The sequence below is a fragment of the Caulobacter sp. X genome, from assembly GCF_002742635.1.
In the GTDB taxonomy this organism is placed as follows: domain Bacteria; phylum Pseudomonadota; class Alphaproteobacteria; order Caulobacterales; family Caulobacteraceae; genus Caulobacter.
Genome location: NZ_PEGF01000001.1, coordinates 1,743,826 through 1,762,534 on the forward strand (window position 1 = coordinate 1,743,826; position 18,709 = coordinate 1,762,534).

Consider the following 18,709-nt stretch of genomic DNA (forward strand, 5'->3'; position numbering starts at 1 on the left):
GTCGAGCGCGCGAATGTCGATTCAGCGATAATACGGAGGCGGGTGTATGCTAGCCGTTAAGGATCCTTGGGACCGTTTGGCGCAGGGGCGTTAATCTATTCGACTCTCGGTGCTCGGATCGGTCTGATGGTTCGTATTGATTCGTGTAGGCGAAATGATGCGTAAGCTGATGCTGGCGCTCCTGACGGGCGCCTATCTTTGTCTGGCCCTGATTGTCTCCCTCTTCCTCTGGAGGATGGGCGCGACCCCGGCTGTCGGCGTCTCGGCCTTCATCGGCATGCTGGGCCTTTGCTTCGCGTTCCACGGCCTGCTGGCCCAGACCTTCCTGGGCGCGGCCCTGCGCCTGGACATCGACACCGTCCGCGAGGCCCACGCCATCCTGCTGGATCAGGTCGAGAAGGTGGACGGCCGCGTCACCGACCTGATGGAGGTCGTCGCCGCCGACGCCCAGCGCCGCACCGAAGCGCTGTCCAACGAGGTCAGCCACCTGGAAGACCTCGTTCACAAGATGAACGACCGGCTGGAGCGCCAGTTGAGCCAACCGGCCGCCGCCGCCGCCGCCCCGCGCGGCCCGCTGTCCGATCGCGCCCCGCAAGGCGACCGCCTGCTGCGCATGGTGCAGGAGGCCCTGGCCGACAACCGCGTCGACCTCTACCTGCAGCCGATCGTCAGCCTGCCCCAGCGCCGCACCGTCTACTACGAAAGCTTCTCGCGCCTGCGCGACGAGAGCGGCCGCGTGCTGATGCCCGCCGAGTTCCTGGCCGTGGCCGAGCCCGAAGGCCTGATGAGCAACATCGACAATCTGCTGCTGTTCCGCTGCGTTCAGATCGTCCGGCGCCTGGCCAAGCAGGACCGCAAGGTCGGCATCTTCTGCAACATCTCGCTGGCCAGCCTGGGCGACGAGGCCTTCTTCCCGCAGTTCCTGGAGTTCATGCAGGAGAACAAGGACCTGGCCGGCGCGGTGATCTTCGAGCTGGGCCAGGACGCTTTCGAGCGCCGCGGCCCGGTCGAGGCCCGCCACATGGCCCGCCTGGCCAGCCTGGGCTTCAGCTTCAGCCTCGACAAGGTCGTCGACCTGGACATCGACTTCCAGGACCTGGCGCGCGCCGACGTGCGCTACCTGAAGGTCGCGGCCCAGATGATGATGAACGAGCTGGAGGAGCAGGACGGCAAGCTGGTCATCGCCTCCCTGCCCGACCTGAACGCCGCCGACTTCGCCTCGCTGACCCGCCGCTACGGCATCGAGGTCATCGTCGAGAAGGTCGAGGCCGAGAAGCAGGTCGCCGAGATCCTCGACCTCGACATCGGCTACGGCCAGGGCAACCTGTTCGGCGAGCCCCGCGCCATCCGCGACGCCATCCTGGCCGAAGCCGAGCCGCCGTCGGACTTCATGCGCGGCGGCCCGCGTCGTCGCGCGGTGGGCTGGTAAGGCCGCAAGCATCGGAATGACGCCGCCACGCGTTGGCGGCAGGGTCTCCTTCGAAAGGAGCCCCTCATGGCCTACGACACCGAAGACGCCCGCTGGGCCGCGTGGGAGACGCGTGATCGCGCCGCCGACGGAGCCTTCTACGTCGCCGTTCGCACCACCGGCGTCTATTGCGTCGCCAGCTGCGCCGGGCGGCCGCTGCGCAAGAACGTCGAGTTCCACGATAGCCGAGAGAGCGCCCGCGCCGCCGGCTTCCGCGCCTGCCTGCGCTGCAAGCCCGACCGCGAGGCCGCGTGAACCTCGACTGGACCCGTATCGGCGCCGAATTGGACGCTCGCGGCTGGGCCCTGACCGGCCCCCTGCTGAAGCCGGAGACCTGCGCCAACATCGCCGACCTCTATCCGCGCGACGACGGTTTCCGCAGCCGGGTGGTCATGGCCCGCCACGGCTTCGGGCGCGGCGAGTACAAGTACTTCAGCTATCCGCTGCCGGACCTGGTGCAGCGGCTGCGGCAGGGCCTGTACGGCCCTCTGGCCCAGGTCGCCAATCGCTGGGCCGAGCGGCTGGGCCAGGACCACCGCTTCCCCGAGACGCTGGACGAGATGCTGGCGCGCTGCCACGCGGCGGGTCAGGTCCGGCCCACGCCGCTGCTGCTGACCTACGGCCCCGGCGACTACAACTGCCTGCATCAGGACCTTTACGGCGAGCACGTCTTCCCGCTGCAGGCGGCGTTCCTGCTGGACGAGCCCGGCCGCGACTTCGACGGCGGCGAGTTCGTGATCGTCGAGCAGCGCCCCCGCCAGCAGTCGGCGCCGCAGGTGGTTCCTCTAAGGCAGGGCGAGGGGGTGATCTTCGCGGTGCGGGAGCGCCCGGCCGAGGGGACGCGCGGCGTGCACCGGCGGGTGCTGCGGCATGGGGTCAGCGAGGTGCGGTCCGGGCGGAGACGGACGTTGGGCGTGATCTTTCACGATGCGCTTTAGGTTCCTCCCCCGCGTTGCGGGGGAGGTGGCCCAGAGGGCCGGAGGGGGCTAGCTCGGCCCATGCCGCATTAGCCCCCTCAGTCGCTTCGCGACAGCTCCCCCGCATCGCGGGGGAGCATCTTGACCCCCGCCACCCCTCACCCCATAGGCGAGACGCCGAACAGCAGCCGGTGCAGGAAGAGCACGAACACCCCGTACAACACCGTCCCTCCGACCACCGCGATCACGTCCGCGATCGGCTTCGTCACGACCGGCGCCGGCTCCCTCCGGTTGACCGCCGAGATCAGGTCCAGGATCGCCCAGGCGAGAAACGCCCCGAACAGGACGATCGAGGCCAGGTCGCCATTGGCCAGCAGGTGGCCGCTGGCCCAGGCGATGGTCCCCAGCAGCATCGGATGGCGCACCGTGGCCTTGATCCGGCCGACCGGACCGTTCGCGCCGGCCAGGAGCACGAAGGCGACCCAGACCAGCCCCATGGCCGCGTGACGCCCCCAGGCCGGCGGGTCATAGACCTGCGGCGCGGTCGGCCGGGCGGCGATCCAGCCCAGGATGATCAGCACGAAGCCCAGACCCGCGATCAGCGAGTAGAGCCCCTTCCAGCGCTTCTCGTTGGCGGCGATCTGGCTGTCGCGCAGCGGCGCGGCCAGGATCCGCACCGAGTGAATGCCTAAGAACACCACCAGACCCAGGATCAGTATCGTCATCGGCCCCTCCCAAGGTTGCGGGAGGATAGCCATGGAACACTCGTCTTCGGAAGCGTCGCCGCGCGGTCTTGAATTCCGGCGCGCGGGGGAACAGCTAAGGGCCCGGCGACATTGACGCCCCGCCTCCCGACCGGTACCGCCCCAGCATGATGGATTTCCCGCCTGGCCTCAGCGCCCTCTCCGACCGCTACGACGTGGTGCTCTGCGATGTCTGGGGCGTGATCCACAACGGGGTGGCGAGCTTTCCGGAAGCCTGCGCGGCCCTGACCAAGTGGGGCCAGGAGAAGGGCCCGGTGGTGCTGATCTCCAACTCACCGCGCCCGTCGGCCGACGTGGTCGCGCAACTGGATAGCCTGGGCGTCCCCCGCTCGGCCTGGAACGGCTTCGTCACCTCCGGTGACGCGACCCGGGCGCTGCTGGCGCCGCATACCGGGACCAAGGTCTGGAAGGTCGGGCCCGAGCGCGACGCGCCGCTGTGGGCCGGCTTCGACCTGACCCTGGCCGGCTGCGAGGACGCCGACTTCATCCTGTGCTCGGGCCTCTATGACGACGAGAACGAAACCCCCGAGGACTATCGCGACCGCCTGAAGGTCGCCGCCGAACGGGGCCTGCTGTTCATTTGCGCCAACCCGGACCGCGTCGTGCAGCGCGGCGACAAGCTGATCTTCTGCGCCGGCGCCCTGGCGGATCTCTACGAGAGCCTGGGCGGCAAGGTGGTGATGGCCGGCAAGCCCTATGGCGCGATCTATGACCTGGCGCTAGCGGAGGCGCAGCGCCTGCTTGGTCGTCCTGTCGACCGCGACCGGGTGCTGTGCGTCGGCGACGGCGTCATCACCGACGTGAAGGGGGCCCACGACCAAAAACTGGCCTGCCTGTTCATCGCCAAGGGCATCCACGGCGAGAAGGCGATCGGCCCGGACGGCCGCCTGAACCCGGAAGCGGTGCTGGCTTTGCTCGAAGCCGAGCAAGTCGGCGCCACGCACGCCGTCGGTGATCTGGTCTGGTGATCGAGCTTCGGAACGCTATGCTGTGTGCAACGCACAATAAGAACCCGAGGGGAAAGCGTCATGCAGGGTAAGTTTCTGGAAGAGCTGAGCGTCGGCCAATCGGCTGAGCTGGTCCGCACCGTCGGCGAGGCCGACATCGAGGCCTTCGCTGAAGTGACCGGCGACAACAATCCCGTCCACCTGGACGCCGACTACGCGGCCAAGACCAGCTTCGGCGAGCGCATCGCCCACGGCATGCTGTCGGCCGGCTACATCTCGGCGGTTCTGGGGACCACCCTGCCCGGCCCGGGCGCGATCTACCTGTCCCAGGCCCTGCGCTTCAAGCGGCCGGTCAAGATCGGCGACGAGGTCACCGCCCGCGCCACCATCACCGAAATCGACGAGGCCAAGGCCCGCGTCACCTTCTCGACCGTGTGCCTTGTGAACGGCAAGCCGGTGGTCGATGGCGAGGCCGTGGTCATGGTCCCCCGCAAGGCCGCCTGATGCCTCTGAAGACGATCCAAGCCTGGAAGGACCTGCCGGCCGAGGCGCGCGGCGCGTCGGTGGCGCTGGGCAATTTCGACGGCGTGCATCGCGGCCACCAGCAGGTGATCGCCCAGGCCGCGAAAGCCGCCCTGGCCGGCCAGACCCCGCTAGGCGTGGTCAGCTTCGACCCGCACCCGCGCCGACTGTTCCGCCCGACCGAACCGGCCTTCAAGCTGATGACCCACGGCCAGCAGGCGCGCGCCTTGGCGGGCCTGGGCGTCGATGTCTTCTACCTGCTGCCGTTCGACTTCGAGATGGCCAGCTTCGGCGACCGAGAGTTCGTCGAGAAGGTGCTGGTCGAAGGGCTCGGCGTGAAGCATGTGGCCGTCGGCTTCGACATCTCGTTCGGCCGCGGCCGCTCGGGCAGCGCCGAGCTGATGAAGGCCTATGGCGACGAGTACGGCTTCACCGTTTCGGTGGCCGAGCCCGTGGGCGGCGAGGGCGAGGAGAAGTTCTCGTCGACCGGCGTCCGCGAGGCCCTGCGCGACGGCCGCCCCGAACAGGCCGCGCACATCCTGGGCCGGCCGTTCGCGATCGAGGGCGTGGTGCGGCGCGGCCAGCAGCTGGGCCGCCAGCTGGGCTTTCCGACCGCCAATGTCGAGGTCGAGGACTATGTCGTCCCCAAGCTCGGCGTCTACGCCACCCGCACCCGCCTGCCGGACGGCCGCGAGGTCCCGGGCGTCGCCAATCTCGGCAACAACCCGACGACGGGCGTCGTGGAGACGCGACTGGAGACCTGGCTGTTCGACTTCGACGAGGATCTCTACGGCCAGATCATCGAAACCGACCTCGTCGCCTTCCTGCGGCCGGAGCTGAAGTTCGACAGCCTGGACCTGATGATCGAGCAGATCCATCGGGACGAGCAGGCGGCGCGGGCGATCGTCGCGCCGGCGTTTTAGGGAGCGCGCCAGTTCCTCCCCCGCGACGCGGGGGAGGTGGCCCAGAGGGCCGGAGGGGGCTAACGCGGCCGACTTCCCGCTCGCCCCCTCAGTCACTCCGTGACAGCTCCCCCGTATCACGGGGGAGCATCTATTGGCTCAGCGCCCTCCCTCTGCTATCCCCCACGCCATGAGTTCCGTTCGGAAGATTTCGCGAATTATCCGCCCGGCGTGACGCCGCCGGACGATCCTCCAGCGCGCGCCGGGTTTTCCCGCCCTCTTCCGAAATTTCCAGAGCCGGATTTTCATCCCATGGCCGACGACGCCACGCCCGCCCGCGACTATCGCGAGACCGTCTTTCTTCCCGACACCCCGTTCCCGATGCGCGCGGGCCTGCCCAAGAAGGAGCCCGAGATTCTGGAGGGCTGGGCCGCCCTCTCGGAGAAGGGCCTCTACGGCGCGGTGCGCGCCAAGCGCCAGGCCGCCGGCGCGCCCCTGTACGTCCTGCACGACGGCCCGCCCTACGCCAACGGCGCGATCCACATCGGCCACGCGCTGAACAAGATCCTCAAGGACTTCGTGGTCCGCAGCCGCTTCGCCCTCGGCTACGACGTCGACTACGTGCCCGGCTGGGACTGCCACGGCCTGCCGATCGAGTGGAAGATCGAGGAGAAGTTCCGCGCCCAAGGCCGCCGCAAGGACGAGGTCCCCGCCGAGGAGTTCCGCCGCGAGTGCCGCGCCTATGCCGGCGGCTGGATCGAGGCCCAGAAGACCGAGTTCCAGCGCCTGGGCGTGCTGGGCGACTGGTGGAACCGCTACGCCACCATGGACTTCTCGTCGGAAGCCACGATCGTCGCCGAGTTCCATAAGTTCCTGGCCACCGGCCAGCTCTATCGCGGCTCGAAGCCCGTGATGTGGAGCCCGGTCGAGCGCACGGCCCTGGCCGACGCCGAGATCGAGTACCACGACCACGTCTCGCCCACGATCTGGGTGAAGTTCCCGGTCGTCGAGGGACCGGACGTGGCCGAGGGCGCCAAGCTGGTGATCTGGACCACCACGCCGTGGACCATCCCCGCCAACCGCGCGGTCTCCTATAACCCCGACATCCCCTACGCCGTCTTCGAGGTGAAGGCGCTGGAGGAAGGCCTCGAGTTTGAGCCCTGGGCCAAGCCGGGCGATCGCCTGATCGTGGCCGAGAAGCTGGCGGGCGACGTCTTCAAGGCCGCCAAGGTCGCCACCTTCGAGAAGGTCGACAGCGTCGACTGCGAAGGCATGGTGCTGGCCCACCCGCTGGCCGACCTCGACAGCCACTACGGCTTCGCGGTGCCGATGCTGGCCGGCGACCACGTGACCGACGACGCCGGTACGGGCTTCGTCCACACCGCCCCGGGCCACGGCGCCGACGACTACCAGGTCTGGCTGGCCCACGGTCATCGCGAGATCCCCGACACCGTCGACCCGGACGGCGCCTACTATCCGCATGTGGCGCTGTTCGCGGGCCTCAAGGTCCTCGAGACCGAAGGCAAGAAGGTCGGCAAGTTCGGGCCGGCCAACGGCGCGGTCATGGAAAAGCTGATCGAGGCCGGCAACCTCTTGGCGCGCGGCCGCGTCGAGCACAGCTATCCGCACAGCTGGCGCTCCAAGGCCCCGGTGATCTTCCGCAACACCCCGCAGTGGTTCATCCGCATGGACCACGCCGTGGACTCGCTGGGCGGCAAGACCCTGCGCGAGGTCGCCGTGCAGGCCATCGCCGACACGGCCTTCCACCCCGACGCCGGCCGCAACCGCATCGGCGCCATGGTGGAGACGCGTCCTGACTGGCTGATCAGCCGCCAGCGCAACTGGGGCACGCCGCTGGCCATGTTCGTGGACAAGCACACCGGCCACCCGCTGAACGACCCCGAGGTGAACGCCCGGATCCTGGCGGCCATCCGCGAGGGCGGCGCCGACGCCTGGTTCACCCGTCCCGACGCCGACTTCCTGGGCGCCCACGACCCGGCCCAGTACGAGAAGATCACCGACATCCTCGATGTCTGGTTCGACAGTGGCTGCACCCACGCCTTCACGATCGAGGGCCGCGCCGACAGCCACTGGCCGGCCGACCTCTATCTGGAAGGCTCCGACCAGCACCGCGGCTGGTTCCAGTCCAGCTTGCTCGAAGGCTCCGGCACCCGCGGCCGCGCGCCCTACAAGGCCGTCCTGACCCATGGCTTCACCATGGACGAGAACGGCGAGAAGATGTCCAAGTCCAAGGGCAACACGGTCGAGCCGCAGGCGATCACCAAGGAGTCCGGCGCGGAAATCCTGCGCCTGTGGGCCGCCATGGTCGACTATTCGGAGGACCAGCGGATCGGCAAGACGATCCTGGCCACCACGACCGACGCCTATCGCAAGCTGCGCAACACCATGCGCTACCTGCTGGGCGCCCTGGCCGGCTTCGACGAGGCCGAGCGCGTCACCGACTACGCCGACTTCCCGCCGCTGGAGAAGTACATCCTGCACCGCCTGTGGGAGCTGGATGGCCAGGTGCGCGAGGCCTATGAGAGCTACCGCTTCAGCGACGTGATCCGGCCGCTGATCGAGTTCTGCCAGGGGGATCTCTCGGCCCTCTATTTCGACGTCCGCCGCGACAGCCTCTATTGCGACCGCCCCGACGCCCTGAAGCGCCGCGCCTATCGCACGGTGCTGGACTACGTGTTCGACCGCCTGACCATCTGGCTGGCCCCGCTGGCCAGCTTCACGATGGAAGAGGCCTGGACCACCCGCTTCCCCGAGGCCGGTCCGGTCGCGCTGCGGGTGATCCCGGCGCGGGTCGACGCCTGGCGCAACGACGCCGAAGCCGCCCGCTGGGCCAAGGTCGAGAAGGTCACCTCGGTGGTGACCGGCGCCCTGGAAGTCGAACGCCGCGAAAAGCGCATCGGTTCGGCCCTGGAAGCCGCGCCGGTGGTGCACGTCGCCGACGCCGACCTGCTGGCCGCCTTCGAAGGCCTGGACGCCGCCGAAGTCTTCCGCACCAGCGGCGCCACCCTGGTCGCCGGCGACGCGGGCGCGTTCCGCGTCGACGAGGTCAAGGGCGTGTCGGTGGATCCCAAGCTCGCCGAGGGCCAGAAGTGCGCCCGCTCGTGGCGGATCCTGCCGGAGGTGGGAACCGATCCGCGCTATCCGGAGCTTAGCCTTCGCGACGCCGACGCCGTGGCCCACTGGGACGCGACGCACTAAAATCCCCCTCTCCCACGGGGAGAGGGGCAGGGGTGAGGGGATAAGCCGTCGGCGGCCGTAACCCCTCACCTCCCGCCGCCTTCGCGGCGGGTCCCTCCTCTCCCAAGGGAGAGGATTTCGAGAAGGGGACGACGCGCTTGAAAATCACCCGCCTCGGCTGGACCGCCTACGCCGTCGCCGCCGCCGTCCTGGTGCTGGACCAGCTGTCCAAGCTCTGGATCCTGGGCTTCCTGGGCCGCGAGCAGGGGGCGAGCGTCCCGCTGCTGGGCCCGCTGCACCTGACCATGGTCCACAACTACGGCATGAGCTTTGGCCTGCTGAAGAACAGCGACTGGGGCCGCTGGCTGCTGATCGGCTTCTCGATCGTGGTGGTGATCGCCCTGGTCGTCTGGGCGCGGAAGGCCAAGAAGCTGCTGCCGGCCCTGGGCATCGGCATGATCATCGGCGGCGCGATCGGCAACAACCTGATCGACCGGGTGATGTACGGCTATGTCGTCGACTTCATCGACGTCTCGCGGTTCTATTTCCCCTGGGTGTTCAACGTCGCCGACTCGGGGATCTCGATCGGGGTGGCGCTGCTGCTGCTGGACAGCTTCCTGTCCGAAGAGAGCAAACTGTCGCATCAGACCGAGTAGTTTTGGCCGATTGCCGCCGCAATCGCGTGGGACATTGGCGCCCGCGCGAGGATGTCGTATCGAGAGCGTCCGAATTTTTGGGCCGGGGGTCGGCTCTGCTGGAGCATGGTTTGATGAGTTTCAAACGGGTCGCCGCTGTTAGCGCCCTGACCGTCGTGGCCGCGATCGGCCTGGCCGGCTGCACCTCGACCAAGAAGGCCCTGGGGATGGACAAGGTCGTTCCCGACGAATTCCGCGTGGTCAGCAAGGCCCCGCTGGTGGTTCCGCCCGACTATTCGCTGCGTCCGCCGGCGCCCGGCGAGCCGCGCCCGCAAGAGCTGCAGCCCGAAAGCGCGGCCCGCGCCGCCCTGATCGGCCAGAGCAACGCCGCCGGCCGCTCGGAAGGCGAGAAGCTGCTGGTCGCCCGCGCCGGCTCGGACAAGGCCGATCCTCTGATCCGCTTCGTCGTCGACGACGAGACCGGCGACCTGGCCCACAAGGACGAGAGCTTCGCCAGCAAGGTGATGTTCTGGAAGAAGGGTCAGAAGACCACCAACGTGACGACGGCCGCCGAAGCCGGCGCCAACGCCCCGATGGAAGTCGACGCCGCCGCCGAAGAGGCCCGCCTCAAGAAGCTGGTCGGTACGGGCGGCGTGGTCATCAGCCGCGAGAAGAAGGGCGGCATCAAGCTGCCGGGCCTGTAAGGCCGGACATCTCCGCCGAGAGATTCGAGACGGCCCGGAGCTTCGGTTCCGGGCCGTTTTGTTTTGGGAAGCCGCCACCGGAATCCCTCTCTTTGGAGAGAGGGAGGGGCCCGCGCCGCAGGCGTGGGAGGGTGAGTGGATACGAGGCCAGCCGAGAGGCTCGTTCTGGCGACAGTTGGTCGGTAGCGGCGCGACTGAACATCAGAGCGTTACTCTGAGAGGGTGACCACTCACCCTCCCATGCTCCGCATGGGCCCCTCCCTCTCTCTAAGAGAGAGGGATTCTGACTCCCTACCCCTCTCCCGGCGTCCGGACCGTGATCCCGCGCGCTCGCAGCTTGTCCAGCACGCCGTTCTCGGCGACCAGCGCCCGCAAGGGGAAGTAGGCGACCGCGTGGCCCGGGGTCTTGAGCAAGTCCGTCAGGGCCTGGACCTCGTCGTCGACCAACTGGCGCTTGAGATCGGCGACGCCGGGCATCAGCAGTTCGCAGCGTTCGGCGCTGCGCGGTCCGGCCAGGGCGTCCTTGACCCGGCCCTGGGCCCAGGCGTCGGCGGCGGCTCGGATGGGCGCCGGCCCGGCCTCCGTCGCGTCGAGCGTTTCGGACAGGCAGGTCAGCCCCGCTTCCTCGCTATGCTCGCGCACCAGCGCCTTCAGCATCGGCATGGCCTTGTGGACCGCCGCCGGCCGCGTCTTCACGCGCTGCTTGCGCGCCACGTCCTTGATGGTCTTGTCGGGTTGCGCGGTCTGGAGCTGGGCCTGGCTGTTGGCCTTGCCGTTCAGCTGCAGGGCGACGAAGAGCGGCTTCCACTTGCGCCATTCGCCGGCGTTCTTCGGATCGACGCCGCTCCAGGCGCGCTGGGTGCGCGCGGCCAGCGCGGGGGACCGCCCGGTCCAGTCGCCGTCGTCCTTGAGGTTGCCCCGCAACCTCAGCAGGGCCGGGATGTCGCCCAGCCCCGCGCGCCACTCCGGCGGCGTCAAAAGCACCGAGGCGCCGTCCAGCCGGCGCTCCAGCACCGACCTGTCCCAGGCCATGCCCTTGGGCAGGGCGCTGGGCGTCCCCATCACATAGATCGTGGTGTCGCCGTCCGACACGCGCCACCAGGCCGGCCCCGGCAGCTTGGCGCTGACCACCAGCGCCTCGACCACATTGGCCTGGGGGTCGTCGATCGCCTGGGCCCGCGCCGCGCCGCCCAGGGCCGTCGCGGCCAGCATCAGGCCTGCCAGGATCTTCCGCATCTCACCCCCTCCGTGTCCTGGCTCAACCCTGGCGAGACGGTGTGGCGGAAGCTTGGCCTTATTCGGGCGCTGTCACGGTGAAGCCCTTGGCGCGGAGGCGATCCAGGACGCCGCCTTCGGCCAGCAAAGAACGCAGCTCGATCACCGCCACGGCCTTGCCGGGCTTCTTCAGCGCCGAGGTGATCGCGCCGACCGCGTCGTCCTGGCCCTCCTTGAACTGGCGGGCGATCCAGGGCGTCGAGGCCAGGCAGCGCTGGAAGCCGCGATCGGCCGAAACGACCTCGCGCACCTGACCCTCGGCCCATTGTTCGGCGGTCTCGCGGACGCTGGCCAGGCCGTTCTCGGCCTGCTTGAGACCAGCGTCCAGGCACAGCTCCTGCAGCGGCTGGGGCGCCTCGGCCAGCGACTTGACCATGCCGATCAGGTCGTAGTCGTCCAGCTTCTTGATCCGGGGCTGCGCCTTGAGGTCCTTGCTGTTGGCCAGGTCACGGATGTGCTTGGTCAGGTCGCCCACGGTGATCGAGACTCCGCCGCCCCGCTCGTTGGCGATGACGAAGCCCGCGAGCGCCGGTTTCATGTCGTCATGCTCGCTCAGCGGCTTGCCGCGCGCCTTGAGCTGCTTCTCCAGCCGGGCGCGCAGGTCGGGCGGCAGGGTGTCGCGCATCGGCTTGTCCATCATGAACTGTTTGCCGCGTCCCGGGATCAGGGCCAGCAGGCTCAGGATCCGAACCTCCGGCTCCTGGCCGATGATCAGCACGTTGGCCCCGTCCAGCCGACGGCGCAGCACCGAGTCGTCGAAATCCAGCTTCTGCGGCGCGAAGGCGGGGACGCCCATCACATAGACGGTGGTGTCGCCGTCCGAGACCTTCCACCAGGCGGGCCCCGGCAGGCGGGCGTTGACGATCAGCGCCTCGACCAGGTTGGCCTGGCTGTCGACCGGCGTCAGGTCCACGGGCTTGGTCTGGTGGATCGAGACCTCGTTCTTGCCCTGGCCTTGGCCCTGCGCCATCGCCGAACCGCCGCACAACAACGAAAACGCCAGGCCGGCGGCGGCGAAACGGGTCAGGGTCACTATCTTCAGTTCCTCGAACGACGGCGGAATCGAGCTAAGGTTTTCGATCTCCATCTGGTTGGCCGATCGGCCTTCGTTCGGCAACTTAAGGAGTTGCAATGTCGGCGGTCTCGCCGGCGTGCTTCGTGAAAGTCCGCTTGATGCCCATCCGCCGCCTGCCGCCCGAGACCGTCAACCGCATCGCCGCCGGCGAAGTGGTCGAGCGGCCGGCCAGCGCCATCAAGGAGCTGGTCGACAACGCCATCGACGCCGGCGCCACGCGGATCGAGGTCGAGGCTCATGGCGGCGGCCTGACCCGCATCCTGGTGGCCGACGACGGCTGCGGCCTGTCGGCCGAGGAGCTGCCGGTCGCCATCGAGCGCCACGCGACCTCCAAGCTGGCGCCCGACGCCGACGGCCTGTGGGACCTCTTGCGCATCCACACCATGGGCTTCCGGGGCGAGGCCCTGCCGTCGATCGGCTCGGTGGCGCGGCTGCAGATCAGCTCGCGCGCCAAGGGGCAGAAGGACGCCTTCTCGATCCTGGTCGAGGGCGGCCAGGTCGGCGAGGTCGCCCCCGCCGCCTTCCCCGGCCCGCACGGGGCGCGGATCGAGGTGCGGGACCTGTTCTACGCCACGCCCGCCCGCCTGAAGTTCATGAAGTCCGAGCGCGCCGAGGCCCTGGCGATCACCGAAGAGATCAAGCGCCAGGCCATGGCCAACGAGAGCGTCGGCTTCTCGCTCGATATCGACGGCCGCCGGGTGCTGCGCCTGCCGCCCGAGCATCCGGGCCCGCAAGGGCGGCTGGCGCGCCTGGCCGCCGTGCTGGGTCGCGAGTTCCAGGAGAACGCCCTGGAGATCGACCAGACCCGTGACGGCGTGCGGTTGTCGGGCTTCGCGGGCCTGCCGACCTACAACCGGGGCAACGCCGCCCACCAGTACCTGTTCGTCAACGGCCGTCCCGTCCGCGACCGCCTGCTGCAAGGCGCCCTGCGCGCGGCCTATGCCGACTTCCTCGCGCGGGACCGTCACCCGACGGCCGCGCTCTATGTCACGCTCGACCCGACCGAGGTCGACGTCAACGTCCACCCGGCCAAGGCCGAGGTGCGTTTCCGCGATCCGGCCCTGGTGCGCGGCCTGATCGTCGGGGCCCTGCGCCACGCCCTGGCCGGCGCCGGCCACCGCGCCTCGACCACCGTGGCGGCCCAGGCCCTGGACAGCATCCGCGCCCAGCAGAGCCCGTTCCCCGGCTATCAACCCCAGTACCAGCCCGGCCCGTCGGCCGCCGGCTTCTCGGCCTGGCGCGAAGGCGGCTGGACGCCGCCGACGCAGCGCCCGATGGACTTGCCGGGGCTGAGCGAGGTCTCCGCGCGGGTTGAGCCGAGCTATGGCGGCGAGCTGGCCGAGGTGGTGCGCGAGGCCTACGGAACCGTCGCCTTCAACGACCGTCCGCCTACGGACTATCAAGGCGCCGGGGCGCCCTTCGACCCGATCGACTACCCCCTTGGCGCGGCGCGGGCCCAGGTGCACGAGACCTACATCGTCGCCCAGACCCGCGACGGCATGGTCATCGTCGACCAGCACGCCGCCCACGAGCGTCTGGTCTACGAGCGGATGAAGGGCGAGATGGCGGCCGGCGGCGTGGCCCGCCAGACCTTGCTGCTGCCCGAGGTCGTCGACCTCGATCCGGCCGAGGCCGAGCGGGTGGTCGCCCGCGCCGAGGAGTTGGCCGCGCTCGGCCTCGTCATCGAGAGCTTCGGCCCCGGCGCGGTGCTGGTGCGCGAGACCCCCGCCCTGCTGGGCAAGACCGACGCCGCGGGCCTGATCCGCGACATCGCCGACGACCTGGCCGAGAACGGCGCGGCCCTGGCCCTGAAGGAGCGGCTGGAAGAGGTCTGCTCGACCATGGCCTGCCACGGCAGCGTCCGCGCCGGTCGCCGCCTGAACGGCGCCGAGATGAACGCCCTGCTGCGCGAGATGGAGGCCACGCCCCACTCGGGCCAGTGCAACCACGGCCGCCCGACCTATGTCGAACTGAAGCTGGCGGACATCGAGAAACTGTTCGGGCGGCGGTGAGACTGGCGCCCCCCTCCGTCTCGTCGCTTCGCGCCGGTCCACCTCCCCCGCTTCGCGAGGGAGGATGGTTATCCTCCTCACCCGTGAAACGGGGAAGTGGCGCGCGGTGAAACCGCGTGACGGAGGGGGCGCTCTTCAGGCCCCTCGTCCCTCCGCGAACACGCGCATCGCTTCGGCGAAATACTCCGTCAGCCCCGGCGCGATCGCCTCGTAGCGGGCGGTGAACTCAGGGTTCTCCTGGTAGAGGTGACCCAGGCCCTTGAAGGCGTCGGGCGTCGGCTCGCGGTTCCAGGAGCGGCCGACCCAGGCCCAGTGGCGGCGCATGATCGTCGTCACCGGCTCGCTGTCGACCGGCAGACCCTGCTTCAAGGCCTTGGCCAGATCGTGCTCGATCGCCTTGGCCTCCTCCTGGAAGTGGGACCAGTCCTTCTTGCCCCAGGTCGTCATGCCGGCCTTGGCGTCGGCGATCCGCTGGGCGGCCTCGTCGCCGTAGTGCTCGACCAGCCAGGCCTCATGCTCGGCCTGCTTCTTGGGGTCGAAGCCTTCGAAAAGCATCTTGTCGTCCATCGTCTCGTCTCCTTCGAGGTTGGCGAGGGTCCGGTCGACGACGGTCACCAACTGAGCGTAGCGCTCGGCCTCGGCCGCCAGGCGAATCCGCTGGGCGCGGAGCGCGGCGGCGAGGTCGAAGCGCGGGTCGTCCAGCGCGGCCTGGATGTCCTTCAGCGGAGTCTCCAGGGCGCGGTGGAAGAGGATCTGCTGCAGGCGCAACAGGTCCTGGCGGTCGTAATAGCGATAGCCATTGGCCCCGACGGCGCGGGGTTTCAGCAAGCCGATGGCGTCGTAGTGGTGCAGCGCGCGCACCGAGACGCCGGACAGCTTGGCCATCTGCTTGACCGTGTAGACGCTCAACCTTGGTGTCCTTTCGTCGACCTTGCCTCTCGATGGCCAGGTCACTCAGGGATCACGCGGCGTGAGGGTCAAGCGCGCCGGAACAGAAAAATTCAGGCGGCTAGCTCAGGGCGATCGGCGCGCCCTCGGCGGCGGCCAGGGGCTTGTCGAGCAGGGTGGTGATCGCGGGGCCCTGGACGCGGGTGACGCCGCCGGCCCGGCAGGCCTCGATCTCGGCCCGTGAGGCCACGCCCGCCACGCCCTGCAGCACGCCCTTGCCCTCGTAGAGGGTCTTTCGCTCGGCGAACCGCTGAATGGTGCTCATCCTGTCGAATTCGGTCTCGCCGGTCAGCAGCAGGGTGACGCTGTCGATCAGCTCGGGCGGCAGGCCGTGGATCGGGAAGGTGGCGTCGTCGACGCGCAGGTCCATGAAGGCGAAGCTGCCCTTCAGGAAGGCGCGCATCTGCTGCAGCATGCCCAGCGAAGCCTCGCGCGGCGTGCCGTAGATGGTGGCGACCAGCCGCGGCTGCTGGTCCAGCGGATAGCGCGACAGGCGGCTCTTGTAGGAATCGAGGGCGTGCTGCGTCGTCAGGTTCCAGAAGCCGAACGGCACCAGGATCTCGCCGAACGTCGCCGCCTTCAGCGCCGCCTGGGCGTCGGTCAGGCAGACCAGATCGCGCTTGAGGAGCTTGTCGTCCTCTTCCGGCGGCGGCTCCAGCAGGTCGGCGCGCATGCCGATCAGCGAGGCGACGAAGGCGTTGGCCGAGAGGTCATAGATCCCCCACCAGCCCGTCTGGGGCGGCGGCGGAGGCGGCGGAGGCGGCGGCGCCTTGGGCTGGACCGGCGCCTTGACGGCCTTGGCCGGCTTGTCGGCCGCAGGGGCGTCCGCCGCGCCCTCGGTTGCGGCCTTCTCGGCCGCCAGGGCCTTGGCCTCTTCGTGCGTGCTGGGCACGGACTCGACCGCGTCGGCGGTGATCACGTGAACCCGGCCCGCCGCGCCGCCATAACCCTTGCCCGCGACCAGGCCGGCGAGCTCCTTCTGCGACAGGCTGGCGAACTTCAGGACGGCGGTCTCGTCGCCCTGGAAGGTCATCAAGCAGATCTCGCCGCCTTCGCCGCCTGGAAACAGCACCTGCTCCAGCTCGGCCGCCAGGGCCTGCATCTCGGTGGGATCCAGCGTCTCGACCCGGTTGTCGGCCAGCACGAAGGCCAGCGGCGCCACGGCCCCGCACTTACGCGGCGCGCGCCATCGGGCCTTGAGGAAGGCGTCGGCCACGGCTTGCGCCTTGGACTTCGGGACTTCGCCCGGCTGGCTTTCGCCGGCGGCGTTGAACAGGATTCGGAGGCAGGCGATGGCCGTCATGAGTGCAACATTAGGTAGGAATCCTCGCCAATTCGTTGAGGACCCCGGCTAAAAGCGGCGACCCGCGGGCCTCACACGGCCAGCGGAAGTTCATCGATCGGCGTCTCCTGCTCGGTCACGGGCGTGGCGAACAGGCCGCTGACGAAAGGACCCTTGATCGTATTGGCGCCCATGCGCCGGGCAAGCTCCAGCTCGCGCGCGTTGCGCACCCCCGCCAGGCCCTGACGCAGGCGGCGGACGGCGTAGACCTTACGGTCGGACAGGAAGCGATGGATCTTCAGCAGGCGCGACTTCTCGTCGTCGCCTTCCAGCTGCAGGACCACGCCGTGCGCCAGGCCTTCGGGCACGGCCTGGCAGTAGAAGCCGGCGTCATGCACCCGCAGATCGACGCGGGCGAAGCTGGGCAGGACGAGGTCGCGCAGCGGGGCGATGGCCGAGAACGGCAGGTCGCGCGGCACTTCGTAGATCACCGCCGCCATCCGCTCGCGGACGCTGGGCGACAGGGCGGTGAAGCGCGCCTGATAGGCCTCGCGGATGCCCGCGCGGACCACGCTCCACATCCGGATCCCCACCCAGGCCTTCAGGCTGGGATCGGCCTCCAGCGTCGCGACGGCGCGGTCGAAGGCCACGAGATCGGCCTCGGCGAACTCGGCGTCGTCCTGCGGCTCGGGCGCGCCCGGCTTGCGCACGACCATGATCTCGGCGCTCTCGAACTTCTGGTTCGCCACATTGTAGACGCCCCGCCAGCCCAGGTGGATCGGCGTCTGCGTCTCGGCCTTGGGCTTGGCCGCGACCACGCGCGGCGTCGAGCCCCAGGGCGCCAGCTCGGCGACCCCGTCGCGGCGGATCAGGCGCGTGCGGCCCTCGGGCGGCGGCGGCTTGCCGCCGCGCATGGCCAGCAACTCTTCCTCGGTCAGGGTCGAGAACTTGAGGACCTGCTCTTCCTCGCCCTCGAAGGTGAGCATGCAGAGATCGTCGCGACCCTGGGTGCCAAACAGCCGCAGCTGCAGCTCCGAGGCCATGTGGCGCAGCTCTTCGCCGTCCAGATACTGGGCGTTCGGATCAACCAGCACATAGGCGCCGGGGGCCACGCGGCCGTAACGACGGGGAGCGGGCCAATGGGCTTCGATATAGGCGGAGGCGGTCTTGTCGATCTTGGCCGGAGTCACGCCTTCGACGGCCGACTCTCGCGCGCCGTGCTCAATGCAGATTCGAAGACATGCCATCCCGCCCATGCGGGGAAACTTATAACGCCGTGTATTGAGAATTGCTTCTCAGAACTCACGGCGCGACAACGCGCCACAGACCTTAAACAAATGCCTCGGACAACCTGAAGTCTAGGCGCTGACGCACGCCGGGCCAGTCGTAATCCGTGATCGAAAAGACGGCCGTGTCGCGCACGTGACCCGTCCAGGTGATCTTGTGATTGCGCAGCACGCCTTCCTTGGTCGCGCCCAGCTTCTGGATCGCGGCCTGGCTGCGGGCGTTGCGCACGTCGGTGACCAGCTCGACCCGGATCGCGCCGCAGTCGAAGGCGTGGCCCAGCAGCAGCCGCTTGCTCTCCGGATTGATCGGACCGGACCGCGCGTCGGGGTTGAGGAAGGTCGAGCCGATCTCCAGCCCGCAGTGGACGCGGCGGATGTTCAGGTAGCTGGACGTGCCGACCACCTTGCCGTCCGACAGGCGGCGGATGGCGAAGCCGATCCGCTCGCCCCGATCCGTTTCGCCCTGCAGCGCGCCCCAGAAGTCGTCGAAGCCCTCGCCGCAGCCGTTGACCGACATGATCTCCCAGCTCTCGGGATCGCAGTCGATGGCGGCCTTAAGCTCGTCGCGGTGATCGACGGTGACGGGTTCCAGGCGCACATGGCGCCCCTGCAGGATGTCGGCGGTCAGGTTCAGCATGACCGCCGTTGTCCGACAGGCTTGTGACGAACACAACCCGCCGGTCGGAAACTTACGCAATCGGACGTCGCCCTGCCCGCTTGCCCCGCGCGTCAGGGCGTTCTACAAACACTTCAAACAAGCGTTTGAGATAAGCA

General features: G+C 69.0%; 17 protein-coding genes and 1 pseudogene. 11 read left to right on the top strand and 7 right to left on the bottom strand.

From position 1 onward, the window contains the following. The first annotated feature begins 157 nt into the window (after positions 1–157). From CSW60_RS08040 to CSW60_RS08050, 3 genes are all read left to right on the top strand, one after another. Entirely contained in the window at positions 158–1,429 is a 1,272-nt protein-coding gene (locus CSW60_RS08040) for an EAL domain-containing protein (RefSeq protein ID WP_099537609.1), read from the top strand. 66 nt (positions 1,430–1,495) lie between these two features. Continuing rightward, entirely contained in the window at positions 1,496–1,723 is a 228-nt protein-coding gene (locus CSW60_RS08045) for an Ada metal-binding domain-containing protein (protein ID WP_099536766.1), read from the top strand. After that, positions 1,720–2,406 carry a 2OG-Fe(II) oxygenase gene (locus tag CSW60_RS08050; RefSeq protein WP_099536767.1) on the top strand — a complete coding sequence of 229 codons (687 nt, stop codon included), beginning with the start codon at positions 1,720–1,722 and terminating at the stop codon, positions 2,404–2,406. Before CSW60_RS08045 ends, CSW60_RS08050 begins: the two co-directional genes overlap by 4 nt. A 137-nt stretch (positions 2,407–2,543) precedes the next feature. Here the strand turns inward: CSW60_RS08050 and CSW60_RS08060 are convergent, their stop codons facing one another. After that, complete coding sequence (locus tag CSW60_RS08060) at positions 2,544–3,110, bottom strand: NnrU family protein (RefSeq protein ID WP_099536768.1); 567 nt, start codon at positions 3,108–3,110, stop codon at positions 2,544–2,546. A gap of 146 nt (positions 3,111–3,256) precedes the next feature. Here CSW60_RS08060 and CSW60_RS08065 point away from each other — a divergent pair, with 146 nt between their 5' ends. The 7 genes from CSW60_RS08065 to CSW60_RS08095 all read left to right on the top strand — a co-directional run bounded on the left by CSW60_RS08065 (position 3,257) and on the right by CSW60_RS08095 (position 10,057). Continuing rightward, positions 3,257–4,117 carry a TIGR01459 family HAD-type hydrolase gene (locus tag CSW60_RS08065; RefSeq protein ID WP_099536769.1) on the top strand — a complete coding sequence of 287 codons (861 nt, stop codon included), beginning with the start codon at positions 3,257–3,259 and terminating at the stop codon, positions 4,115–4,117. A 60-nt stretch (positions 4,118–4,177) separates the two neighbouring features. Next, positions 4,178–4,600 (top strand): MaoC family dehydratase, encoded by a 423-nt coding sequence (locus tag CSW60_RS08070; protein ID WP_201722989.1) that lies wholly within the window; start codon positions 4,178–4,180, stop codon positions 4,598–4,600. Then, entirely contained in the window at positions 4,600–5,541 is a 942-nt protein-coding gene (locus CSW60_RS08075; RefSeq protein ID WP_099536771.1) for a bifunctional riboflavin kinase/FAD synthetase, read from the top strand. Before CSW60_RS08070 ends, CSW60_RS08075 begins: the two co-directional genes overlap by 1 nt. A 169-nt stretch (positions 5,542–5,710) precedes the next feature. Further along, positions 5,711–5,755 carry a hypothetical protein gene (locus CSW60_RS23635; RefSeq protein ID WP_181242883.1) on the top strand — a complete coding sequence of 15 codons (45 nt, stop codon included), beginning with the start codon at positions 5,711–5,713 and terminating at the stop codon, positions 5,753–5,755. 77 nt (positions 5,756–5,832) lie between these two features. Beyond that, entirely contained in the window at positions 5,833–8,739 is a 2,907-nt protein-coding gene (gene ileS / locus CSW60_RS08085) for an isoleucine--tRNA ligase (RefSeq protein ID WP_099536772.1), read from the top strand. A gap of 137 nt (positions 8,740–8,876) precedes the next feature. After that, entirely contained in the window at positions 8,877–9,374 is a 498-nt protein-coding gene (lspA, locus tag CSW60_RS08090) for a signal peptidase II (protein ID WP_099536773.1), read from the top strand. A gap of 113 nt (positions 9,375–9,487) precedes the next feature. Next, the gene (locus CSW60_RS08095) at positions 9,488–10,057 is read left to right on the top strand and encodes a DUF3035 domain-containing protein (protein ID WP_099536774.1); all 570 of its coding nucleotides are present in this window, start codon (positions 9,488–9,490) and stop codon (positions 10,055–10,057) included. A 291-nt stretch (positions 10,058–10,348) separates the two neighbouring features. Here the strand turns inward: CSW60_RS08095 and CSW60_RS08100 are convergent, their stop codons facing one another. Beyond that, entirely contained in the window at positions 10,349–11,293 is a 945-nt protein-coding gene (locus CSW60_RS08100) for a TraB/GumN family protein (RefSeq protein WP_099536775.1), read from the bottom strand. Between the two features lie 58 nt (positions 11,294–11,351). Next, positions 11,352–12,406 (bottom strand): annotated as a pseudogene (locus CSW60_RS08105) (TraB/GumN family protein); the annotation flags it as partial. 99 nt (positions 12,407–12,505) lie between these two features. On the opposite strand from CSW60_RS08105, the gene mutL reads away from it, so the two are divergent. Next, positions 12,506–14,419 carry a DNA mismatch repair endonuclease MutL gene (gene mutL / locus CSW60_RS08110; protein ID WP_099537611.1) on the top strand — a complete coding sequence of 638 codons (1,914 nt, stop codon included), beginning with the start codon at positions 12,506–12,508 and terminating at the stop codon, positions 14,417–14,419. A gap of 135 nt (positions 14,420–14,554) precedes the next feature. On the opposite strand, the gene CSW60_RS08115 is transcribed toward mutL, so the two are convergent. From CSW60_RS08115 to CSW60_RS08130, 4 genes are all read right to left on the bottom strand, one after another. Beyond that, positions 14,555–15,328: a MerR family transcriptional regulator gene (locus CSW60_RS08115; RefSeq protein ID WP_099536776.1), complete on the bottom strand. Its 774-nt coding sequence runs from the start codon at positions 15,326–15,328 to the stop codon at positions 14,555–14,557. 100 nt (positions 15,329–15,428) lie between these two features. Continuing rightward, complete coding sequence (locus tag CSW60_RS08120; protein ID WP_099536777.1) at positions 15,429–16,670, bottom strand: hypothetical protein; 1,242 nt, start codon at positions 16,668–16,670, stop codon at positions 15,429–15,431. A gap of 71 nt (positions 16,671–16,741) precedes the next feature. Further along, complete coding sequence (locus CSW60_RS08125) at positions 16,742–17,839, bottom strand: hypothetical protein (RefSeq protein ID WP_236634235.1); 1,098 nt, start codon at positions 17,837–17,839, stop codon at positions 16,742–16,744. 139 nt (positions 17,840–17,978) lie between these two features. Continuing rightward, a complete protein-coding gene (locus CSW60_RS08130; protein ID WP_099536778.1) occupies positions 17,979–18,572 on the bottom strand; it encodes a GNAT family N-acetyltransferase in 594 nt (197 codons plus the stop codon). Positions 18,573–18,709: the final 137 nt, after the last annotated feature.

Excerpts from the sequence above, each read along its gene's own strand:
- CSW60_RS08040 (WP_099537609.1), top strand. The coding sequence starts at position 158 with ATGCGTAAGCTGATGCTGGCGCTCCTGACGGGCGCCTATCTTTGTCTG.
- CSW60_RS08045 (WP_099536766.1), top strand. The coding sequence starts at position 1,496 with ATGGCCTACGACACCGAAGACGCCCGCTGGGCCGCGTGGGAGACGCGT.
- CSW60_RS08060 (WP_099536768.1), bottom strand. The coding sequence starts at position 3,110 with ATGACGATACTGATCCTGGGTCTGGTGGTGTTCTTAGGCATTCACTCG.
- CSW60_RS08065 (WP_099536769.1), top strand. The coding sequence starts at position 3,257 with ATGATGGATTTCCCGCCTGGCCTCAGCGCCCTCTCCGACCGCTACGAC.
- CSW60_RS08070 (WP_201722989.1), top strand. The coding sequence starts at position 4,178 with ATGCAGGGTAAGTTTCTGGAAGAGCTGAGCGTCGGCCAATCGGCTGAG.
- CSW60_RS08075 (WP_099536771.1), top strand. The coding sequence starts at position 4,600 with ATGCCTCTGAAGACGATCCAAGCCTGGAAGGACCTGCCGGCCGAGGCG.
- ileS (WP_099536772.1), top strand. The coding sequence starts at position 5,833 with ATGGCCGACGACGCCACGCCCGCCCGCGACTATCGCGAGACCGTCTTT.
- CSW60_RS08095 (WP_099536774.1), top strand. The coding sequence starts at position 9,488 with ATGAGTTTCAAACGGGTCGCCGCTGTTAGCGCCCTGACCGTCGTGGCC.
- CSW60_RS08100 (WP_099536775.1), bottom strand. The coding sequence starts at position 11,293 with ATGCGGAAGATCCTGGCAGGCCTGATGCTGGCCGCGACGGCCCTGGGC.
- mutL (WP_099537611.1), top strand. The coding sequence starts at position 12,506 with ATGCCCATCCGCCGCCTGCCGCCCGAGACCGTCAACCGCATCGCCGCC.
- CSW60_RS08120 (WP_099536777.1), bottom strand. The coding sequence starts at position 16,670 with ATGACGGCCATCGCCTGCCTCCGAATCCTGTTCAACGCCGCCGGCGAA.
- CSW60_RS08130 (WP_099536778.1), bottom strand. The coding sequence starts at position 18,572 with ATGCTGAACCTGACCGCCGACATCCTGCAGGGGCGCCATGTGCGCCTG.